This is a genomic window from Humidesulfovibrio mexicanus (assembly GCF_900188225.1).
Taxonomy (GTDB): Bacteria; Desulfobacterota; Desulfovibrionia; order Desulfovibrionales; family Desulfovibrionaceae; genus Humidesulfovibrio; species Humidesulfovibrio mexicanus.
Window position 1 is genome coordinate 198263 of the sequence record NZ_FZOC01000002.1, and the last position, 19326, is coordinate 217588.

Below are 19326 nucleotides of genomic sequence, written 5' to 3' on the forward strand. Positions count from 1 at the left end.
CGAGATGGGCGCGGCCCGCGTGCCGAACCTGATAGCCGGGCTTCGGCCCTGTGGCAAGTGCCCGTGTCGGCTTGGGGCCCCTGGTTGACAATTGGCGGGACTGGAAGTAAGCACCCACCATGCACGAATGTGGAAGCAATACGCACAGCCTATGCTGGTGGCGCTGGTGGCAAATGGGATGAAGCCGCCGGCTTGACGGATGCATGACACAACACTTGGCCGCGGACTTCAGGACCGCGGCCTTTTTTTGTGCCACAGGCGCAAGGGGAAAAGGTCCGGCGCCGACGCGGCCGCATCACCCAGGAGGATCGACCATGGAGACCAGAATCAACCTTCCCCAGAGTGAGATGCCCAAGGCCTGGTACAACGCCCTGCCCGACCTGCCCACCCCGCTGGCCCCCCCACGCGACCCGGAGACCAAGGAAATCCTCACTCCGGACAAGCTGGAGCCCATTTTCGCCCGCGAGCTCATCAAGCAGGAAATGAGCTCCGAGCCGCTCATCGAAATTCCGGAGCCCGTGCAGGACATCTATCGCCTGTTCCGGCCCACGCCGCTGGTGCGCGCGCTGAAGCTGGAAAAGGCCATCGGCGCCAAGTGCCGCATCTACTACAAAAATGAGTCCGTTTCGCCTGCCGGTTCGCACAAGACCAACACCAGCGTGCCCCAGGTGTACTACAACAAGCTGGAAGGCGTGCGGCGGCTTTCCACCGAGACCGGCGCGGGCCAGTGGGGCACGGCGCTTTCCTTCGCGTGCAGCATGTTCGACATGAAGTGCACGGTGTACATGGTCAAGGTGAGCTACGAGCAGAAGCCCTACCGCAAGATCCTCATCAACAGCTACGGCGGGGAGATCTTCCCCTCGCCCTCGGATCGGACGAATTCCGGCCGCGCCATGCTGGCCAAGGATCCCGACTGCAAGGGCAGCTTGGGGCTGGCCATCAGCGAGGCCGTGGAGGACGCGGCCACCCACGACGACACCAGGTACACCCTGGGCAGCGTGCTGAACCACGTGCTGCTGCACCAGACCGTTGTGGGGCTTGAGACCGAGAAGCAGCTGGCCATGATCGGCGAGAAGCCGGACTACCTGGTGGGCTGCGTGGGGGGAGGGTCCAATTTCGGCGGCCTTGTGCTGCCGTTTCTGCCGCGCAAGCTGAAGGGCGAGGACATTACCTTTGTCGCCGCCGAGCCCAGGGCCTGCCCGAGCCTGACCCGTGGCAGCTTCCGCTACGACTACGGCGACATGGCGCGCCTGACCCCGCTGATGAAGATGCACACCCTGGGGCACGCCTTCATGCCCGCGCCCATTCACGCGGGGGGCCTGCGCTACCATGGGGAGGCCCCCATCATCTCGAATCTCATGGAGGAGGGGCTCGTCGATGCGCGCGCCTACTATCAGAACGATTGCTTCGAGGCCGCGCTGCTCTTCCTCAAAACCGAGGGCTTCCTGCCCGCGCCGGAGACCAGCCACGCCATCGCCAGCGCCATCGACGTGGCCAGGAACGCCAAGCCCGGCTCCTGCGTGGTGTTCCTGTACTCCGGGCACGGAATGCTCGATCTGGCCAGCTACGACGCCTATCTGCGCGGCAATCTGGAGAACTACGAACTGCCGCAGGAATGCATCGATCAGGCGCTGATGATGTGCCCCACTGTGGAGGGGTAGCCGACCGGACGGGAGGCGGCTGCGCACACGTTCAAAGGGGGGGGCTTTGCCCCCCCCTTTTTAGTTGCATCGTGGCCCGGTCCTTCTGTCGGTAGCTCAAAACCGAATCGGAACAGCCTGTTGCCAGCAAGACATCCCCTGTTCGATTCCTTGCGACCGGGGCTGGTCACCAAACCCTGTCAACAGGGAATTTTTGTTCATTTCCGGCCCAAAGAGGGCGTTTTTGTTTGCAGTATAAAGGACATGCTATGCTCCATTGAAAGACCAAAGGAGGTCAGATATGGAAACAGCAGGCCAGAGAAACTATATCACGACCTGTGTAAGCGCGGACGGCAGGCACGCAGCCGCTAGCATCAGCACCAAACCCGGGGCTGGCGGCGATGAGCAGCCCTTCAACACGGAAAACGGGCGCTACATGGCGTTTACGGTGGGCGCAGACGGCAGCATCTCCGGCGGAAACGAGGTGCGCGGAAAGGTGACGCCGCCGCAGAAGGACAAATACCCGCCGCCGTCCCCGGCACCCAAGGAGCCGCATTTGGTGTACAGCCAGAAGTCCGGGGAGCTGCGCAGCCCTGACGGGAATCTGATGGACAAGGGGCATTCCGGCTATGAGGACTACAGAGACAAGCCGGAGTTCGAGGACGAGAAGAACCGGGGCGTCATCCCGCGCGGGAACTACAAGGTCACGGAAGTGATTGAGGATACGAGCAAGGATGAACGCAGGAAGCGCATGGGCCAGCACATCCTGCGCCTGGAGCCAGCGGATGCGGAAACCCGGCAACGCCTCAAGGAGATGAACCGTGACGGATTCTGGATTCATAATGGAGAGTCGCCAAGGGCCTCGCAGGGCTGTATCCTCACGAAGGAAACAACGCGCAGGCGGATTCCCGTGGGCTCCATCCTGCGCGTCACGCTTTAGGCTTGTCCTGCCGCTGCTCTTCGCCAGCCTCCTCCTTGGCCTGCTGGCCGGGGAGGCTTTCGCGGAAAACAAGGGCATCGCCGTCACAGCGGAGGCCTTCCTGAGGGTCCAGAACCCGGACCGCAATATCCCGCCGCTGGGCAAGGAGGGTCCGCTGCCCAAGGACATCGACTCCCGGCATCTGACGGTGGGGCCTTTCGGCTCCACGGACGGACGCGGCGCTGGCGGGCTTTACATCCAGCCGGAAACCATGCGGGAAGATCGCATTCCTGGCCTCTTCGGCAAAATTCCGGTGTCGGAGCCCAGCCTGGAGGACATGCACGGGGTCGAGGGCTGGTGCTACACCGCCGCCACACCCAGCGACCGCACCGCAGTGCTTCTGCTCTATGGCGTGTATGGATTCGTGGACGCCATCGCCGTGGTCTCGGACGTGGCGTTCATTCGCCAGCCGAGCCTGTGCGCCCGCACTCCGCGCGTACATGCCGGGCTGGCCACGTTGAGCGGCATCAGGCTGGGCATGAGCCGCACACAGGTGCGGGCCATCCTGGGCAAACCCATGGCGGCGGATTCCTGGCGCGACGGCATCGAGAGCGTGAAGTGGGAGCCGCTCACCCCAGTGCTCAATCGCAAGCTGGGCTGGGAAGAAAACCGCGCGACCCACCGCACACGGCTGCAACAGGTTGTGGTCTGGTACGAAAAGAACACGGTCATCGGTTTTGAGGTGGAGGAGTTCAGCCAGGAAGGCCCGTCGCCGGAGTACATGGGCGTGAGCAACAAGACAAACAAGTAGGCGCTTCTCGTCATGAACTTGCTGGATTTTAGACGTTTTGAGTTTCCTACATAAGGGCGTCGGGGCCTAGCCCGCAGCGGCGGGTTCGGCCCCGGGCACCGGCGGCGGCGGCGTCTGGATGGCCCCGAATTTGGTAAGTAATTCAGCAAGCTTGGCCTTTACATTCTGCGTGGTGCGGGCCACCTGGGCAAGATCGATGACCACCAGGAAGTCGCGCCGTATGGGAGCGCTGTCCCACAGGACGCGCACGGCCGCCTGGAGCGGCTCCTCCATCTGCAGCACCTGCATCAGCGAAGCCAGTTGCTGCGCGGTGCGCGTCTTGAAGAGGAGCATGTCGGACCGGGTGGGGTCGGCCATCCAAATCTGGCTTTTGCGGATGCGCGTAAGCCCGCGCGCCGCCAGAGCCTCCACCGCCGGAACCGGGGAGCGCCGCATTGCGGCGGTCTTGATGGTGACCTTCGCGCCCTCGTCGCGCGCCATGTCGCGCAAAAGCCCCACGAAGGCGCTTTCCAGCAGGAAGAACAGCACGCGTTCCAGGGAATCAATGGAAAGGCCCTGGGCCAGGGCGCGCACGGCCTCCAGCTCGTCGGAGCGCAGCGCGCCCAGCGCGCCCAGGAACTGCTCGCGCGATTGGCTGAGGACCAGCACCGCGCCCAGGGCCACGGCCACGGCCTGCTCCAGCAAAAAGGGCAGGGGATGCTTTTCCTGCGGGGGCTGGCCCGCGGCGCGCGCCTGCATGGCCCGGAACAGGCTTTCGGCCACGGAATCCATGCACACGATGAGCGCCGCGCTTTCCAAATGCTCCAGAAGCATGTCGCCCGGCAGGAAGCCCAGGCCCTTGAGCAGGCAGGCCTGCACCACCTTGCGCACGGCCATGCGCTCCGGGGTGTGGGCGCTGGCCTGGGCGAAACCGGCCTGGATGCGCGTCCGCTCTATGCCGCCGGGGGTGTCGTGCAGGGTGGCCAGCACATCGTCGAAAAGATAGCGCAGCACCACCTGCTGGCCGTCCTTGGACAGATGGAAGCGGCTGTTCGCGGTAAGCTGCTCGTAGCCCTCGGACACGTGCCGGGCGATGAAGCGCTCCACGAACTCGCTCCAGAATCCCTGCCCGAATTCGTTGGCTTTGAGGATCTCGTTGAACTGCGAGAGGCCCGGCGCGCCGAAATGGCGCATGATGAGCTCCTCGAAGTTGTCGGTGGTAAGCCCCATGGCGAAGACCATGCCCTGCACGCTTTTGACCAGCAGCGACTCGGTGTTGCGTAACAGGGCGGTGGTTTGCTCCATGGCGGCCTGGTCGTCCGCGGCGGTTTCCTTGTCCAGGCGGTTCAGCAGCACCGGAAAGTTGCCCGCAAGCTTGCGCAGCACCGTGTCCGCCGGGTGGTCGGAGCGGCGGCACAGCAGATTGACGATGCCCTGCTGCTGGGTGGGCAGCATGGGATACTCGCTGATGCCCCCGCTGTTGACTTCGATGAAGGTCAGCAGAAGCTCGCGCTCCAGCACCTCGCGCAGGGCGTTTTTTTCTTTGAGCCGCCTCAAGGTGCCAATATAGGCGTCCAGTCTCGCCGACCATTGCGGTCGGCCCGCGCCCGGCGCGGGGAGCCCCTGGCCGGGGGGAGGCGCTTCGTGCGATTCGTCCACGTGTGCTCCTGGCGTGCTCGGAGGCGGGGGGCATCTCCGTTGGCGCTATTGATTATGAATACACTCTCCATTCGGCCTCTTTGGGCGAAAAATCAAGGGGCAGGGGCGTGTTTCCGCAGCGGGAAGCCCCCTGCCATGGCTTTGCATTTTCGCTCAATGCGGCTACAGTGAGAGCCGGAACAACAAAGGGGCGCAGATGCGTTTTGTCGATTTCATCCGGCAGCAAGGGTACAAGCGGTACACGGGAACGGTTTCGTCCTCGGTGTACGCGTATTTTCGTTGCGAAAATCCCGGCCGCGCCCAGTGGTGGTTCAAGCCCGGCAGTTTCCAGTGCGCCGGGTGCAAGGCCCAGTGCGAAACCGACAGCCCAGAGGGATTTCAAACCTTCTTGACCCAGGACGCCACCGATGCATGACCTGCGCCGCATGGCCGCGCGCCTTCTGGCCCCGGCTTTGGCCCTTGTCCTGGCCCTGCCCGCGCCTGCCCCCGCTGCGGACGACGGCATGAATCTGGCCTTGTGCACGCAGGTGCTTTCGCGCATGTTGTGCAAAAAACCGAGCGAGTTCGGATATGTGGGAAAGATCGAGCCCGGCGTCTACATCCTGAGCGTCTTTTACGCCTCCAAAAATTCCGAACTGCTTTGCGCCGTGACTCCCGACGGCCAAGTCATCGTGCAGGACCGCACCTGGCGGCCCATGCGCCGCGTGGTTCCCTACGCCCCGGACGCCGAGGGCCGCTGCCTTGTGGCCAACTACTCCTCGCCGGACTGCCCGGCCAAGGGGCCCATCAAGGTGTGCCCGCCCAAGACCCAGCTCGACGCCAAGGAGCAGGTCAAGGAGACCTTCTGGAATCGGCCCGTCCCCAAGATCCTTGAGGAGGAGTACAAGGCCATGAGCGGCCGCGAGCAGCAGAACGCCACGGCTGCCCAACCCCCGGTCGAGACCGGGGGGCAGGCGTCCCCGGCGCAATGAACGCAATGCCCCGCCCCACCTTGCGCACGGATTGGAAATCGGGGATACTGCACACATGAACCAGTCCGCGCCGGACAGCCCCGAAACATTCGCCAGCAAGGCCATCTTTGTGGCGCGGCAGCCCATTTTCGACGCCAAGGAAAAGGTTTGGGCCTACGAACTGCTGTTCCGCAAGAGCGGTCAGGCCAGCACCGCCGATGTGGCCGAGGACGACCTCGCCACGGCCTCGGTCATCGCCGATGGGTTCGCCCTGGCCTTCGGCGGCATGGATAAAAATCGCAAAGCCTTCATCAATTTTCCCCAGCGCCTGCTTCTGGACGACACGGTTTTTGCCCTGCCGCGCGAGATTTGTGTGGTGGAGGTGCTGGAGACCATCGTCCCCAGCCCGCAAATCATGGCTGCGTTGAGCAGGATCAAGCAGAGCGGGTACGTGCTCGCGCTGGATGACTATGTGGGCCAGCCCGGTTACGAGGACATCATCCGCCTGGCGGACATCGTGAAGGTGGACGTGCTGGGCATGACGCCGGAGCGCCTACGCCAGGTGAGCCTGGACCTGCGCCGCTACGGCTGCCGTCTGCTGGCCGAGAAGGTGGAGGACCGCGCCACCTACGAGCTGGCCAAGCAGCTTGGGTTCACGCTGTTCCAGGGCTTTTTCTTCAGCCGACCGGAGACCATGACCGGCAGCAAGGTGCCCACCCCGGTCATCGCCAAGATGCGCCTGCTGCGCGCCCTCTCCGGCGACGACTTCGACGTGCGCGAGCTGACTCGCATCATCTCCTCGGACCCGAGCGTCAGCTACCGCCTGCTCAATTTCATCAATTCGGCCGCGTTCTCCCTGCGGGCCAAGATCCAGTCCATCGGCCAGGCCCTTACGCTGCTGGGCAAGCAGCAGATCAAGCAGTGGTTCCTGGCCGTCATCATCTCCGACTTCGACTCCTCCGCAAAAGTGCAGGAGGCCGCCTACACCTCCCTGCAGCGCGCCCGCTACCTGCAACGCCTGGGCGAACTGCTGCGCGCGCGCGAGTTCCCGGCCGACACGCTGTTTTTGCTGGGGCTGTTCTCCAAGCTCGATGTGCTGCTGGCCCAGCCCATGGACAAGCTGCTGCAGACCATCCCTCTTGAACGAGACGTGGAGGACGCGCTTTTGTCCCGACCCTCCCCCTACTGGGCCTGGCTTTCCCTGGTGGAGGACATCGAGCTGGGCAACTGGGAGGATGTGTTTCGTTTTCTCGACACTCGCGGGCTGGATCAAGCCGCCTCGGCCTCCTGTTACGCCGAAGCCATCGGCTGGACTCAGACCTTGCTGCGCATGAAGGGGGCTTCCTGATGTCTGCGTTTGCGCGTTGCGTGGCGTTGGCCTGCGTGTTTCTGTTGTTTGGGGCTCTGCCCGGCATGGCGCAGGAGGCCCCGCCCCACGAGGGAGAGGGCCAGCGTCGCGCTGCTCCCGCCGTCAAAGCAGCCGAGGGCAGACCCGCTGTTCGAAAGGCGCCCGTGGTCAGGCCGGTTCAGGCAAAGCCCGCCGCCACGGCGGCCGGTTCCCGGAAGCAGCCCGCAGGAAAGTCGGCGGCACGGCCCGAGGGCAAGCGCCCTTTGCGCTCCGTGGACCGGAATCACGATGGCCGCGTGAGTCGAGAGGAGTACCTGGCGGGCTCCAAAAAGCGCTTCGCCAAGGCCGACGCCAACCGCGACGGGGTCATTTCTGCGCAGGAGGCGAGGGCCGCAAAAGCCAAGCTGGAAGAAAAGCGCGCCGCCCGGGACGCCCGGCGCAAGGCGCAGGGCAAGGCCGTGAAGCCGCAGGCCAAAGGCAAGCGCCCGGCCCGGCCGTACCTGTCCGCCCTGGACAAGAACAAGGACGGCAAGGTGAGCCAGAAGGAGTATCTGGCCCGGCGCGAGAAGCAGTTCGTCGAAAAGGACCTGAACCGCGATGGGGTTATTTCCAGGGAGGAAGCCCGGCAGGCGGTGCAGCGCGCCAAGGAGCGTCGGGAGGAGAAGAAGGCCCAGGCCAAGGCCCGGCGTCTGCGCAGGGCCGAGGAAGCCAGAAAGCGCGCCGAGGCCGCAGGCTTGAGTTCGCCCGGCCCGGAGCTTGTGGGCACGGCCACGCCGCCTCCGCCGCCGCGCCCCGGTCAGGCTGATTCCCCGGAGCGTCCCGAGCGGCAGGACGGCATCGCCCCCATGGATCTGCCCCTCACGCCCATCGCCCCCGGCCTGCCCGCCACGGCGGAGCCCGCCACCTAGGCGAGGAGCGTTTCGTTCATGGCAATCTAGGGAAGCTTGGAGGCGGCAGCGCCCCGTTCCTGCTCCGGCCGCCTCAGACGCGCAGGCGCACGGTGTACGTCTGTTCCCCGCGTCGTACGCTCAAGAGCAACTGGTTGTGCATCTGATAGCGGTAGAAGGCCGCCAGCAGGTCGGCTTCGGTGGTGGTGCCGCGGCTGCCCACCCGCAGAATGACGTCGCCCGGCTTGAGGCCCAAGCGCGCTGCCGGGCCGTTCGGTCGCACGGTTCCCACGGTCACGCCTGGCTCGGCCAGGGCGGCCGCCCCACCAAGCACCGGGGCCGGGCTGGCGATGCCGGGCTTTTCCGCCGTGCGCGGGCTGAGGCCCCAGCGCCAGGCCATGAGTCCGAGCCCGGCCTGCCGATCCAGGACCTGGGGCCGCATCCGCGCCTGGAACTGCCGGTCGGCGCGGCTCAGGAGCACGTCCAGGGGTTCCCCTTTTGGGCGGCCCAACAGCAGGGCCAGGAACTGGGCCTTGTTGCGCACCTTTTGCCCGGCCAGGGCCAGCAGCGCATCGCCGGGCAGAATGCCCGCCTTCTCCGCCGGGGTGCCGGGAAATACGTCCGTGACAATCATGCCGCCGGGCCGGGGCAGGGCATAATACGCCGCTTGGTCCGGGCCCATGTCCTCCCCCAGTAGGCCCAGCCAGATGTGCGCCACCCGGCCCGTGGCGATGAGCTCGTCCAGCACGTCGCGCGCCTTGTTGATGGGGATGGCGAAGCCCAGGCCGCCGCCCTTGGCGAACACGGCGGCGTTGATGCCCACCACCTCGCCCAGGAGGTTCAGCAGCGGCCCGCCGGAGTTCCCGGGGTTTATGGCCGCGTCGGTCTGGATGAGTCCGGCGATGGTCTGCTGCCCGGTGCTGACGCTGCGCTCCAGAGCAGAGACCACGCCCGTGGTCACCGTGTGCGAGAGCCCGTACGGGTTGCCGATGGCCACCACGGTTTCGCCGGGCATGAGGCTGGCGGAGTCGCCCATGCGGGCCTGGGGCAGGGGCGGCGCGCCGGGCTCCAGCTCCAGGCGCAGCACGGCCAGGTCCATGTCCTGATCCGCCCCCTGCAGCGCGGCGGAATACTCGCGGCCGTCCTGCAGTCGCGCGGTGATGCTGGTGGCCCCGGCGATGACGTGGGCGTTGGTGAGCACAAAGCCTTTGGCGCCATCGATGACGACCCCGGAGCCGAGGTTGCGTGCGGTTTTTGCCTTGGGGGCCTGGGACGCGGCCTCGCCGAAGAAGCGTTGCAGCAGCGATTCCGCCTCGAAGGGCGGTCTGGTCTGCCTGGCGCTGACGATGCTGACCACGGCCGGGCTGGCCTGGCGCACCACGCGCACCACCGGGGTCAGGCGCGGGTCGTCCTGGGAGGGCTGCGGGGCCTGGTCAGCAGAAAATGCCGGGGCCTGCTGGGCCGCGGCCGGGCAGGGCGCAAGGCAGGCCAGGGCAAGGCCCGCGGCGCACAGGCTCCGCCAGGCGCCCACGGCTAGCCCCTGCGCCGGGCCATTTCCCGCAGCCGCGCAATGCGCTCCGGGATGGGCGGATGGGTGCTGAAGAGGTTGGCCATGTCCGCCCCGGTGAAGGGGTTGACGATGAACAGGTTCTCGGCCACGGGGCTGCCATTGAGCGGAATCTGGCGCGAGGCCGCGTCCAGCCGGCCCAGGGCGTTGGCCAGGTCCAGCGGGCGGCCGGAAATGGCTGCTCCGGTCTCGTCGGCCAGATACTCGCGCGAGCGGGAGATGGCCATCTGGATGAGCATGGCCGCGATGGGCGCGATGATGGCCAGGGCGATTGCGGACAGGCCGCTTGCGCCGCCCTCGTCGTCATCGCGTCTGCCCAAGCCGAAAATGGCCCCCCATTGGAGCATGTGGGCGATGCTCATGATGGCTGCTCCCAGCACCGCCGCCACGCTTTGGATGAGGATGTCGCGGTTCTTGATGTGCGCCAGCTCGTGGGCCAGCACGCCGCGCAGTTCCTCGGGCGAGAGGATCTGCATGATGCCCTGGGTCACGGCCACCACGGCGTTTTCCGGGTTCCTGCCCGTGGCGAAGGCGTTGGGCGCGTCCTGGGGGATGAGGCAGATGCGCGGCTTGGGGATGCCCGCGTTGCGGGAGAGCTCCTCCACCATGGCGTGCAGCCAGGGGCCGTCGGCAGGAGAGAGTTCCTGCGCCTTGTACATGGAGAGGACGATCTTGTCCGACCACCAGTAGCTGGCGAAGTTCATGACCAGGGCCAGCCCCAGGGCGATGACCAGTCCAGCGCGGCCGCCCATGGCCTGGCCGAGGAAGAGGATCAGGGCCGTGAGCAGGCCCAGGAGCAGAATGGTCTTGATCTGGCTTGTCATGGGGGTCCTCCGGGTTTGCCGTGAAAGAGTAAAACCTCGGGCCTCCAAGTCAATACGGGCTTATTTGCCGCCGCTCCCGGCCAGCAGGGCCTCGCGGGTGGGGTAGCGGCCGCAGGCGAAGCGGGGTGCCTCCGGGCAGTAGCCCAGGGATTCGCACTTGGCCCCGGCAGTGGTGAAGATGGCGGGCAGTTCGGCCTTGCACAGGGCCAGCATGGCCTGCGCCAGGGCGCGCACCTCCCACTGGGCGCGCATACAGCAGCGCAGATTGAAGAAATGCAGCAGCGCCCGGCAATTCATGCTGATGACCATGCGCGTTTCCGCCGCCTGGGGCAGCACGAAGCGGGCGTCTTCCTTGGCTTTCTCCTTGCGGCCGTGGGCCTCCAGAATGTCCTTCAGGTCGCGGTAGGCATGGCCCACCTCGGCCATGAAGGCCTCGAAGCGTTCCCGCGCCTCCGGAATTTTGGCGATGGCCGGGGGCAGCACGTAGTCCATGTTCGAGGCGTCCACGTAGCGCTGGCTTTGTTGTGAATACGAGGCGATGCGGTGGCGCACGATCTGGTGCGAGCAGGCCCGCGAGATGCCCGCCACGGCGAAGGTGAAGCTGGCGTGCTCCACGGGGCTGTCGTGTCCGCTCTCCAGCACCTTGCGCACAAAATCCGCCTGAACCTCGCGTTCCACCTCTCCGTTAACGAGCCGGGGCCACATGTCGGCCACGAAGCCTGCGTGGTAGCATTGGCGGAAGGCCGCGTAGATCAGGGACAGGGCGTTCGGCGTCACGGCGAGCAGTTCGACGGAAAGCTGTGTGGCGGGCATGGGCGGCTCCGGTGCGTGCAAGAATGTGGGGCGGGCGGTGCGCTACAGACGCACGCGCTCCAAGGCCTCGGCCTGGACCTGCCCAAGCGGGCCGTCGGCCATGACGAGCAGGTGCAGGGTCTGCATGAACCACGGTTCGTAGGCGCTGCGCTGGCGTCCCAGGCGCTCGCGCAGGGCGGGCTCCTCCTGGGGCGCGGCGGCCAGGCGCGCGGCGATGGCCTCCACCCCGGCCATGAGATACAGCACGCGGCCGGTCTGGTTCAGGCGCGTGCGCAGCTCCTCCAGGCCGAGGAGCTTGTGCGGCACCTCCACCACGGCGGGGCCTTGGGCGAGAATGGCGTCCAGGGCCGCCTCCGCGCCGTCAAGCGGCAGGGCGTGCGCCGGGCGGTCCAGTTCCTTTGCCAGGTGCGCGACAACCGCGCTTTTGCCGCTGCCCGTGAGTCCGATGACATAGAGGATGTCCTGGCCGGGCATGGCCGGGCGCGAGGCCTGGATGTCCTGGCGGATGACCGTGGTCTTGTCCGCGTCTTCGACGTGGAATTCCTTGCGGATGAATTGCGTCACGACCTTCTCCCTGGGCTTGGGCGTTGGGGCGGACCGGGGCGGGTTGCCGCGGCCGCACGGGCAGGGTATAGCCCAGGTGTCGCGGCCAGACAAGCCGGGCTATCCTGGCGGCGGCCTGGAAGCGGTCCGTCCGCCGGTCGGCGCGGGGAGGAACATGCCCAAGGAGATCGTGCACTGGATGGTGGCCCGGCGCGCCGGGGAACTGCTGGCCGACGGCCCCTTTGCGCCCGCGCTGTCACGCTGCCCGAACGGGCTGCTGTTCGGGGCGGTCTGGCACGATATTCTTTTCTACCTGCGCGGCCAGCACCCGGCTGGCCTGAAGGCCTTGCCGCACCGCCTGCACGGCTCCCATGGCGAGGACAGCTTCGAGATTCTGCGCCTGCAGGCCGCACATCTGCACGAGAAGCGCAGCCAGCCCTTGCCCACGGCCATGTTCGTGGGCTTGGCCTCGCACATCTTCGCCGATGCCACGCTGCATCCGCTGGTCTATTTTCTCACCGGCAATTACTACGACCCGGACGAGCGCAGGCGCACGGCCGCCGTGCGCAGGCACCGCGCATTGGAGAGCCTGCTGGACATGGTCGCGGCGGGCGGGCCGGAGGCGGTGGAGGGACAGTCGCTGCGGGCGCTGGCGAACGGACTGGAGGGGCCGCTGGCCCTGGCTGTGCCGCCGGGAGCCCTGGCGGCCCTGGCCGGTTGCGCGCCAGCCGAGGCGCAACAGGGCCTCATGGACGCGCTGGACACCTACTGCCTGATGCAGGCGCTGTGCAGAATGCCCACCCTGGCCCGGCTTGCGCACGAGCTTTCGGGGATTCTGCCGGACAGCCTGCGCGAGATCGCCGCGCTGTTTTATGCGCCGCAATTGCATGAGCAGCGCGCAGCGGTGAAAGGCCGCCTGGAATGGCGCAACCCGGTCACGGGCGAAGTCGCCACCGGGACGTTGGCCGGGCTCATGGAGCACGCCGCGCGGCGCACGGCGCAATTCTGCACCGCCCAGGCGGAAAGCCTCATGGCTCACGGCCAGCTTGCGGGCCAGGAGCCCGGACCCTCGCTGGACATGGGGCTGCCGGGCGTTTCCGTCTCCCAGGCCCGGTTCTTCGCCTCTGTTCCCTCGCCCCGCGATTGATTCTCTCCTTGCCTTCCCACCCGTTCCCCATTACCGCCGCCTCCCCCACAAAAATGGGGTTTCGGCAAAAAAAAATGGGGAAGCTCCTAAAGAAATCCTCCGGCGCTCCGATGAAGGAGTCGTAACAACAATCGGATTGGTCCGGCGGGCGATGTCGCCAGTGCCAGGGCCACCGAATGGCAAGGACGCCAAAAAACTTTCAAGGAGGAAATCTCATGTCGGGTCTCTTCATCAACCACAATTTGATGGCCGCCACTGTCGCCCGCAATCTCCAGTCCTCGTACGGTTCGCTGTCCACGTCCACCGAGCGCCTGTCTTCGGGTCTGCGCATCAACAGCGCCGCAGACGACGCCGCTGGTCTGGCCATTCGCGAAATCATGCGCGCGGAGATCTCGTCGTTGAACCAGGGCGTGCGCAACGCCAACGACGCCATCTCCATGATTCAGACCGCCGACGGCGCGCTGGGCGTCATCGACGAGAAGCTCATCCGCATGAAGGAACTGGCCATGCAGGCCTCCACCGGCACCTACAGCTCGGATCAACGCCTCATCATCGACTCCGAGTACCAGGCCATGGCGTCGGAAATCACCCGTATCGCCAACTCCACCGACTTCAACGGCATCCACCTGTTGAACGGCAACCTCTCCGGCGAGAACTCCGCCCACAACGGCAACGGCCTCACCAGCACCGGCCCGGTGAAGGTCCACTTCGGCTCCGGCAACGACTCCGCTGAGGACTACTACTACGTGTCCATCAACAGCGCCACCGCCTCCGCCATGGGCATTGGCCTTGGCGCGGCAGAGGGCAGCGGCGGCCGCACCATCTCCACCCAGGCCCTGGCCCAGGCTTCCCTGGCCGCCCTGGACAAGGCCATCATCTCCAAGGACAAGATCCGCGCCAACCTGGGCGCGCTCCAGAACCGTCTGGAGAACACCATCACCAACCTGTCCATCCAGGCGGAGAACACCCAGGCCTCCGAGGCCCAGATCTCCGACGTGGACGTGGCCACGGAGATGACCGAGTTCACCCGCCAGCAGATCAAGGTGCAGTCTGCGGTGGCCATGCTCTCGCAGGCCAACAGCCTCGGCAAGCTGGCCATGCAGCTCATCGGCGGCTAGTAGACAGCGCAGCAGGCGCGGGCAGCCCCGCCACAGCGCACGGATGACTCGACGGGCCGCCGCAAGGCGGCCCGTCTCATTGTGGCACCAGGATTGCACGAGGACGGTGGAGAACACAAATCCGGCACGTTTTTCCCGATCCAAGGGGGCAAGTCCGTGACCACTTCCACCAGCACAACAAGCGCCACCACGTCCTTCACCTCAGGCAGCATCAACGTCACCGGCCTGGGTAACGGGACGGACTTCAGCACCCTCATCGATGGGCTCATCGAGGCGGAAAGCGCCACCCTCAAGAAGTTCGAGAGCTGGAAGACCACCTGGGAATACAAGGTCCAGGGTTTTCAGTACCTGAACACCAAGCTGCTGTCCCTCAAGACCACCCTCGGCAACATGGACACCCTGGACGAGTTTTTCACCAAGTCCGTGACGAGCACCTCGGACACGGCTGTTTCCGCAACAGCCACCTCGGACGCCGTGGTGGGCGCGCACAGCGTCATCGTGGGCCAACTGGCCCAGAACGACATCCTCACCACCTCCTCCGGCGTCAGCTCGCTCACCAGCGTGGTGACCACCTCCAACACCAGCCTTACCTTCAGCTACGCCGGGAAAAGCTATACCATCAGCGACATTGGGGCTGGCAGCACACTGACCACCTTGGTGAACTTCATCAACAACAACGCTGCCACCAAGGACAAGGTGCGGGCCACCACCATCTACGACGGCACCAGCTACCACTTGCAACTCTATGGCATGGACCAGGGCGCGGGGAACCAGATCGTCGTCTCCAACGCCGGTTCGCTGGTGTTCGGTTCGTCCTCCTTCGTCAACACCCAGGAGGCGCAAAGTTCCCTCATCAAGGTGGACGGCTTTCCCGTGGGCAGTGGGAACTGGATTTCCCGGGACTCGAATTCCGTGGAGGACGTGATTCCCGGTGTTTCGCTCACGCTCAAGCAGGCCAACTCCAACGCCAGCATCACCATTGGCGTCACCACCGACACCGACGCCATCAAGGAGAACGTCGAGACGTTCATCGCCGCAGTGAACGAGGTGCGCGGCATCCTCCAGACGCTGACCAAAGTCAGCGACAGTTCAGGCACCGCAACGGGATCGCTCTTGACCGGCAACTACGGCGTGCAGCTCATCGGTTCCCAGCTCAAGGACGTCATCACTGACCTGGGGTTGGGCTTCACCTTGTACGATGGCAAAGCAAAGACGGGAGATTTGTACTCCGCCCTTTCGCAGATTGGCATCACCACCGACGCGGACGAATCCTCCAGCACCTACGGGATGCTCATTCTTGACGAGGACGCCCTGGACGAGGCCCTTGCCGAAGACCCCAACGGCGTGGCCGAGCTGTTCGCGGCCGATTACCAGGGCGAGAGCCAGTCCGGAGATTTTTCGTATTTGAGCCGCATCAACGGCAAGACCAAGGCCGGAAGCTACAAGGTGGAGATCACCACCGGCGCGGACGGCAAAATCACCAGCGCCACCATCGACGGCAAGCCCGCGGGCGTGGACGGGTACAGGGTGACGGCGCTTAGCGGCGCTGCCTCGGGCTTGGTGGTGCAGCTGGACAACCACACGGCCAGCTCGACCTTTTCCGGCACTGTGGAGCTGAAGCTCGGCAAGGCCGGGGAAATGTCGGAAAAGCTCGCCGAGCTCACCAACACCACCAGCGGCCCGCTGGCCATTCTGGAGGAGAACTATGGCGAGATCATGGACAGCATCGACGACAAGATCGCCAGAGAGGAAAAGCGCCTGGCGACCATGAAGTCCCGGCTCAAGGACCAGTACGCCAGGCTTGACGCGCTGTTGAACACGCTGACCAACACGCAGAGCCAGCTCACCAGCCTTATTGAACAGCTCTCCAGCTAGGAGGGCGGCGGAGACACAATGCTTAAGGCAGCCAAGGCCTATCTCGCCACACAGGTGTCGACCTCTTCCCAGGGCGACCTGCTCATCATGCTGTACGACACGGCCGTGAAGCAGTTGCGGCAGGCCATAGAGAAGATGCGCGCGGGCGATGTCGCCGGCAAGGGCGTGCTCATCTCCAAGGCCATCAACATCATCAGCGAGCTGCAGGAAAGCCTGAACAAGGAGCGTGGGGGCGACATCTCCAAAAATCTGTTCCAGCTGTACTTCTTTTGCAACGCCAGGCTGCTTAAGGCCAACCTCAAGATGGACCAGCAGATGGTGGAGGAGGTCATCGGCATCCTCACCGGCTTGCGGCAGGCCTTTGCGCAGATCATCCCAACGGCCGCCACGGGCGTGGCGGCGGTAACGCAGGCCACGGACACCCAACCTGTCGCGGAGGAGCCGACCAAGCCCCTTGCCGCGGCGTCCGCATCGCCGGAGCCGGTCGTCTCGAAAGCTGCCGCGCCTGAACCGGTCACGCCGGAACCGGATGCGTCAGACGATTCACAGCAGGTTTCGCCTGCGCAGGAGAACGCTTCCCCTGCGGCGGCGCGCCCCGTGAGCACGCTGCGCCTGCGCGCGGCCAACGCCTACGCCACCACACGCTGACCTGGCAGGGGCCAGTACGCGAAAAAGCCCCCCGGACCTGCTTGGGTCCGGGGGGCTTTTTCGCGTCAGCGCCCTACAGGGCGATGATCAGCGGGACCACCACGGGGTCGCGCTCCAGCACGCGGCGGAAGAAGCGCCTGAGCGCCCCGCGAACGCGCTCCTTCAGGCGTTTGAGGTTGGCGGTGCCCATCTCCTCCACCTCTTCCAGCACCACGCACTTGGCGTCTTCCAGCAGGTGGGCGTACTGCTGCTCGAAGATGAAGCCCTTGGATACGATGTCCGGGCCGAGGGTGATCTCGCCGGTGTCCTGGTCCACCACCAGAAGCAGCACCACCATGCCCTCGCCCGCCAGGAGCTGGCGCTCCTTCAACACGCTTTGGCCCACGTCGCCCACGCCCTTGCCGTCCACCAGGATGCGTTCTGCGGGCACGGCCTCCTCCAGGCGCACGCCCCCCTGGCCCAGCAGGGTGATGGGCTGGCCGTCCTCCAGCACGAAGGCGCGTTCCGGGGCCACGCCGCACTCCACGGCCAGGCGCGAGTGCTTCACCAGATGGCGGTATTCGCCATGCACGGGCACAAAGAACTTGGGCCGCACGGTCTCCAGCATGATGCGCAGCTCCTCGCGGTGGGCGTGGCCGCTGGCGTGGATGGCCTGGACCTTTTCGTACAGCACCTCGGCCCCCAGCTTGTAGAGCCGGTTGATGACCTTGGTGATGGCCAGCACGTTGCCGGGGATGAACCGCGAGGACAAAAGCACCAGGTCGCCTTTCTTGATGCGCACGCTCCTGTGCTCGTCCAGGGACATGCGCGAGAGCGAAGCCAAGGGCTCGCCCTGGCTGCCGGTGACCACAAGCACCACTTCCTCGTCCTTCAGGCCGCCGATCTCCTCCACCTCCACGGGCGTGCCGCCGGGGATGCGCAGGTAGCCCAGGTCGCGGGCAAGCTCGATGTTGCGCGAGAGGCTGCGGCCGCTGATGGCGACCCTGCGGCCGCAGGCGGCGGCGAGGTCGTAGATTTCCTGCAGGCGCTGGATGTGGCTGGAAAAGAGCGTGACGATGATGCGGCCGCGCGCGCGGTCGAACACCTCGCGCAAGCTGGCCTTGATTTCGCGCTCGGTGAGGGCGAAGCCGTCGCGCTCCACATTGGTGGAGTCGCTCATGAGCAGGGTGACGCCCGGCTCGGAGAAGCGGCGGATGCCCTCCAGGTCGGTGGCGTGCCCGTCCAGGGGGTTGCGGTCGATCTTGAAGTCGCCCGTGTGCAGGACGCGGCCGAGGGGGGTCTCGATGCCGAGCGCATGGCCCTTGATGATGGAGTGGCACACGGGGAAGAAATTGAAGGTGAAGGGGCCGATTTCCACGCGGTCGCCGTCCTTCACCGGCCGCAGGTCGGCCTCGATGCCGCGTTCGTAGAGCTTGGCGGCAACCAGGGCCAGGGTGAAGTCCGAGCCGTACACGGGCACGTCCACATGGGGCAAAAGCCACGGCAGCGCGCCGATGTGGTCCTCGTGCCCGTGGGTGAGCACGACGGCCTTGATTCTGTCGCGCTGTTCCAGAATGTGCTCGAAACGGGGGATCACCACGTCCACGCCGAAGAGGTAGTCCTCGGGGAACATGAGCCCGCAGTCGATGAGCACCGTGGCGTCGTGGGTGCGCAGGGCCATGCAGTTAAGCCCGATCTCGCCCAGCCCGCCCAGGGGATGGATGGTCAGTTCGCCAGGGGCGGTGGTCATGTCAGCTCCTCAAGAGTTCCTGATAGGCCGCGTTCATCAGGGCGTACATGTCGTCCTTGAAGCGTTCGCGTTCCTTCAGGGTGTATTTGGAGGTGTCCACCGGGGGCAGCGCGCGCAAGCGAATGCGCTGGTCCGGGTTGAAGAGCATGGACTTCTTGGGCAAAAGCTTGCCCGTGCCCTCCATGATCAGCGGGGCCACGGGCAGGCCGCACTTGAGGGCCAGCACCATGCCGCCCACCTTGAAGTCCATGAGCTTGGAGAGGTCGGGGTTTCTCGTGCCTTCCGGGAATATGAGCGGGGAGATGCCGCTCTTGGCGCTGGCCACGGCATCGTCCAGGCTCTTCATGGCCGCGCGGCGGTTTTCGCGGTTCAGCGAAATGTGCCCGGCGTTGCCCAGCGCCTTGCCGTAGATGGGAATGCGGAAGAGGCTTTCCTTGGCCACGAAGCGCATGTGGTAGTTCCACAGCGCGTCGAAGAGGATGGGGATGTCGAAAAGGCTTTGGTGGTTGCAGAAGAAGACATAGTGGCCCTTGGGGTCCAGGGCGGAGAGGTCCACGTCCACCTTGATGCCCGCCATGCGCAGCATGGCCCGGCCGTACACCTTGCCGAAGTGGTCCTTCTCGTCCAGGGTCGCCTTTTCCTGGTCGAGCATGAGCTGGCGCACGCTGTAGTAAACGGTTGCCGGAACTAGGCTGATGAAGAAGCGCAGCACTCGGTACATTGTTCGTCCCTGTTAGAAAAACGTTCCCCTGTCCCTACGTGAAACGCCCCCTGGGCACAAGCGCGGTGCTGCGCGCAGGCCTCGCCGGGCAGCCCCCGCCGGGCAGGCGCGAGCCGAAAAAAGGGCGGCGGAGCGCATGGCCCCGCCG

The 19326-nt window shown here is 65.5% G+C and carries 18 protein-coding genes; 11 read left to right on the forward strand and 7 right to left on the reverse strand.

Annotated elements, in window-relative coordinates:
- The first annotated feature begins 314 nt into the window (after positions 1-314).
- From CHB73_RS04670 to bamE, 3 genes are all read left to right on the forward strand, one after another.
- Entirely contained in the window at positions 315-1661 is a 1347-nt protein-coding gene (locus tag CHB73_RS04670; RefSeq protein ID WP_089272605.1) for a TrpB-like pyridoxal phosphate-dependent enzyme, read from the forward strand.
- A 280-nt stretch (positions 1662-1941) separates the two neighbouring features.
- Positions 1942-2580 carry a tlde1 domain-containing protein gene (locus CHB73_RS04675; RefSeq protein WP_089272607.1) on the forward strand — a complete coding sequence of 213 codons (639 nt, stop codon included), beginning with the start codon at positions 1942-1944 and terminating at the stop codon, positions 2578-2580.
- A 250-nt stretch (positions 2581-2830) separates the two neighbouring features.
- A complete protein-coding gene (gene bamE / locus CHB73_RS04685) occupies positions 2831-3370 on the forward strand; it encodes an outer membrane protein assembly factor BamE domain-containing protein (protein WP_143337312.1) in 540 nt (179 codons plus the stop codon).
- A 66-nt stretch (positions 3371-3436) separates the two neighbouring features.
- Here bamE and CHB73_RS04690 read toward each other — a convergent pair whose 3' ends face one another.
- Positions 3437-5008, reverse strand: a complete 1572-nt coding sequence (locus tag CHB73_RS04690; protein ID WP_089272613.1) for a hypothetical protein — start codon at positions 5006-5008, stop codon at positions 3437-3439.
- 196 nt (positions 5009-5204) lie between these two features.
- Between CHB73_RS04690 and CHB73_RS04695 the strand changes: the two genes are divergently transcribed.
- The 4 genes from CHB73_RS04695 to CHB73_RS16985 all read left to right on the forward strand — a co-directional run bounded on the left by CHB73_RS04695 (position 5205) and on the right by CHB73_RS16985 (position 8214).
- A complete protein-coding gene (locus CHB73_RS04695) occupies positions 5205-5423 on the forward strand; it encodes a DNA-binding protein (protein ID WP_089272615.1) in 219 nt (72 codons plus the stop codon).
- Positions 5416-5979: a hypothetical protein gene (locus tag CHB73_RS04700; protein ID WP_089272617.1), complete on the forward strand. Its 564-nt coding sequence runs from the start codon at positions 5416-5418 to the stop codon at positions 5977-5979. The genes CHB73_RS04695 and CHB73_RS04700 overlap by 8 nt, the downstream gene beginning before the upstream one ends.
- A gap of 55 nt (positions 5980-6034) precedes the next feature.
- Positions 6035-7306 carry an EAL and HDOD domain-containing protein gene (locus CHB73_RS04705; protein WP_089272619.1) on the forward strand — a complete coding sequence of 424 codons (1272 nt, stop codon included), beginning with the start codon at positions 6035-6037 and terminating at the stop codon, positions 7304-7306.
- A 65-nt stretch (positions 7307-7371) separates the two neighbouring features.
- Positions 7372-8214, forward strand: coding sequence for an EF-hand domain-containing protein (locus tag CHB73_RS16985; RefSeq protein ID WP_268806903.1), 843 nt, complete (start codon positions 7372-7374; stop codon positions 8212-8214).
- 73 nt (positions 8215-8287) lie between these two features.
- Here the strand turns inward: CHB73_RS16985 and CHB73_RS04715 are convergent, their stop codons facing one another.
- From CHB73_RS04715 to CHB73_RS04730, 4 genes are read right to left on the reverse strand one after another with little or no spacing between them, the layout of a single operon-like run.
- Complete coding sequence (locus tag CHB73_RS04715; protein WP_089272623.1) at positions 8288-9724, reverse strand: trypsin-like peptidase domain-containing protein; 1437 nt, start codon at positions 9722-9724, stop codon at positions 8288-8290.
- A gap of 2 nt (positions 9725-9726) precedes the next feature.
- The gene (locus tag CHB73_RS04720; protein ID WP_089272625.1) at positions 9727-10584 is read right to left on the reverse strand and encodes a zinc metalloprotease HtpX; all 858 of its coding nucleotides are present in this window, start codon (positions 10582-10584) and stop codon (positions 9727-9729) included.
- 60 nt (positions 10585-10644) lie between these two features.
- Entirely contained in the window at positions 10645-11397 is a 753-nt protein-coding gene (thyX, locus tag CHB73_RS04725) for an FAD-dependent thymidylate synthase (RefSeq protein ID WP_089272627.1), read from the reverse strand.
- Positions 11398-11439: 42 nt separating this feature from the next.
- A complete protein-coding gene (locus tag CHB73_RS04730) occupies positions 11440-11961 on the reverse strand; it encodes a hypothetical protein (RefSeq protein ID WP_179216899.1) in 522 nt (173 codons plus the stop codon).
- 154 nt (positions 11962-12115) lie between these two features.
- Here CHB73_RS04730 and CHB73_RS04735 point away from each other — a divergent pair, with 154 nt between their 5' ends.
- From CHB73_RS04735 to fliS, 4 genes are all read left to right on the forward strand, one after another.
- Positions 12116-13087 carry a zinc dependent phospholipase C family protein gene (locus CHB73_RS04735; RefSeq protein WP_179216900.1) on the forward strand — a complete coding sequence of 324 codons (972 nt, stop codon included), beginning with the start codon at positions 12116-12118 and terminating at the stop codon, positions 13085-13087.
- Positions 13088-13302: 215 nt separating this feature from the next.
- The gene (locus CHB73_RS04740; RefSeq protein WP_089272633.1) at positions 13303-14205 is read left to right on the forward strand and encodes a flagellin N-terminal helical domain-containing protein; all 903 of its coding nucleotides are present in this window, start codon (positions 13303-13305) and stop codon (positions 14203-14205) included.
- A 156-nt stretch (positions 14206-14361) separates the two neighbouring features.
- Positions 14362-16080: a flagellar filament capping protein FliD gene (gene fliD, locus CHB73_RS04745; RefSeq protein ID WP_089272635.1), complete on the forward strand. Its 1719-nt coding sequence runs from the start codon at positions 14362-14364 to the stop codon at positions 16078-16080.
- An 18-nt stretch (positions 16081-16098) separates the two neighbouring features.
- Positions 16099-16728, forward strand: a complete 630-nt coding sequence (gene fliS, locus CHB73_RS04750) for a flagellar export chaperone FliS (RefSeq protein ID WP_089272637.1) — start codon at positions 16099-16101, stop codon at positions 16726-16728.
- A 73-nt stretch (positions 16729-16801) separates the two neighbouring features.
- Here fliS and CHB73_RS04755 read toward each other — a convergent pair whose 3' ends face one another.
- Both CHB73_RS04755 and CHB73_RS04760 read right to left on the reverse strand, forming a co-directional pair.
- Positions 16802-18457, reverse strand: coding sequence for a ribonuclease J (locus tag CHB73_RS04755; protein ID WP_089272639.1), 1656 nt, complete (start codon positions 18455-18457; stop codon positions 16802-16804).
- A 1-nt stretch (position 18458) separates the two neighbouring features.
- Entirely contained in the window at positions 18459-19178 is a 720-nt protein-coding gene (locus CHB73_RS04760; protein ID WP_089272641.1) for a lysophospholipid acyltransferase family protein, read from the reverse strand.
- Positions 19179-19326: the final 148 nt, after the last annotated feature.

Coding starts and splice junctions, on each gene's coding strand:
- CHB73_RS04670 (WP_089272605.1), top strand. CDS start 315: ATGGAGACCAGAATCAACCTTCCCCAGAGTGAGATGCCCAAGGCCTGG.
- CHB73_RS04675 (WP_089272607.1), top strand. CDS start 1,942: ATGGAAACAGCAGGCCAGAGAAACTATATCACGACCTGTGTAAGCGCG.
- bamE (WP_143337312.1), top strand. CDS start 2,831: ATGCGGGAAGATCGCATTCCTGGCCTCTTCGGCAAAATTCCGGTGTCG.
- CHB73_RS04695 (WP_089272615.1), top strand. CDS start 5,205: ATGCGTTTTGTCGATTTCATCCGGCAGCAAGGGTACAAGCGGTACACG.
- CHB73_RS04700 (WP_089272617.1), top strand. CDS start 5,416: ATGCATGACCTGCGCCGCATGGCCGCGCGCCTTCTGGCCCCGGCTTTG.
- CHB73_RS04705 (WP_089272619.1), top strand. CDS start 6,035: ATGAACCAGTCCGCGCCGGACAGCCCCGAAACATTCGCCAGCAAGGCC.
- CHB73_RS16985 (WP_268806903.1), top strand. CDS start 7,372: ATGGCGCAGGAGGCCCCGCCCCACGAGGGAGAGGGCCAGCGTCGCGCT.
- CHB73_RS04720 (WP_089272625.1), bottom strand. CDS start 10,584: ATGACAAGCCAGATCAAGACCATTCTGCTCCTGGGCCTGCTCACGGCC.
- thyX (WP_089272627.1), bottom strand. CDS start 11,397: ATGCCCGCCACACAGCTTTCCGTCGAACTGCTCGCCGTGACGCCGAAC.
- CHB73_RS04735 (WP_179216900.1), top strand. CDS start 12,116: ATGCCCAAGGAGATCGTGCACTGGATGGTGGCCCGGCGCGCCGGGGAA.
- CHB73_RS04740 (WP_089272633.1), top strand. CDS start 13,303: ATGTCGGGTCTCTTCATCAACCACAATTTGATGGCCGCCACTGTCGCC.
- fliS (WP_089272637.1), top strand. CDS start 16,099: ATGCTTAAGGCAGCCAAGGCCTATCTCGCCACACAGGTGTCGACCTCT.
- CHB73_RS04755 (WP_089272639.1), bottom strand. CDS start 18,457: ATGACCACCGCCCCTGGCGAACTGACCATCCATCCCCTGGGCGGGCTG.
- CHB73_RS04760 (WP_089272641.1), bottom strand. CDS start 19,178: ATGTACCGAGTGCTGCGCTTCTTCATCAGCCTAGTTCCGGCAACCGTT.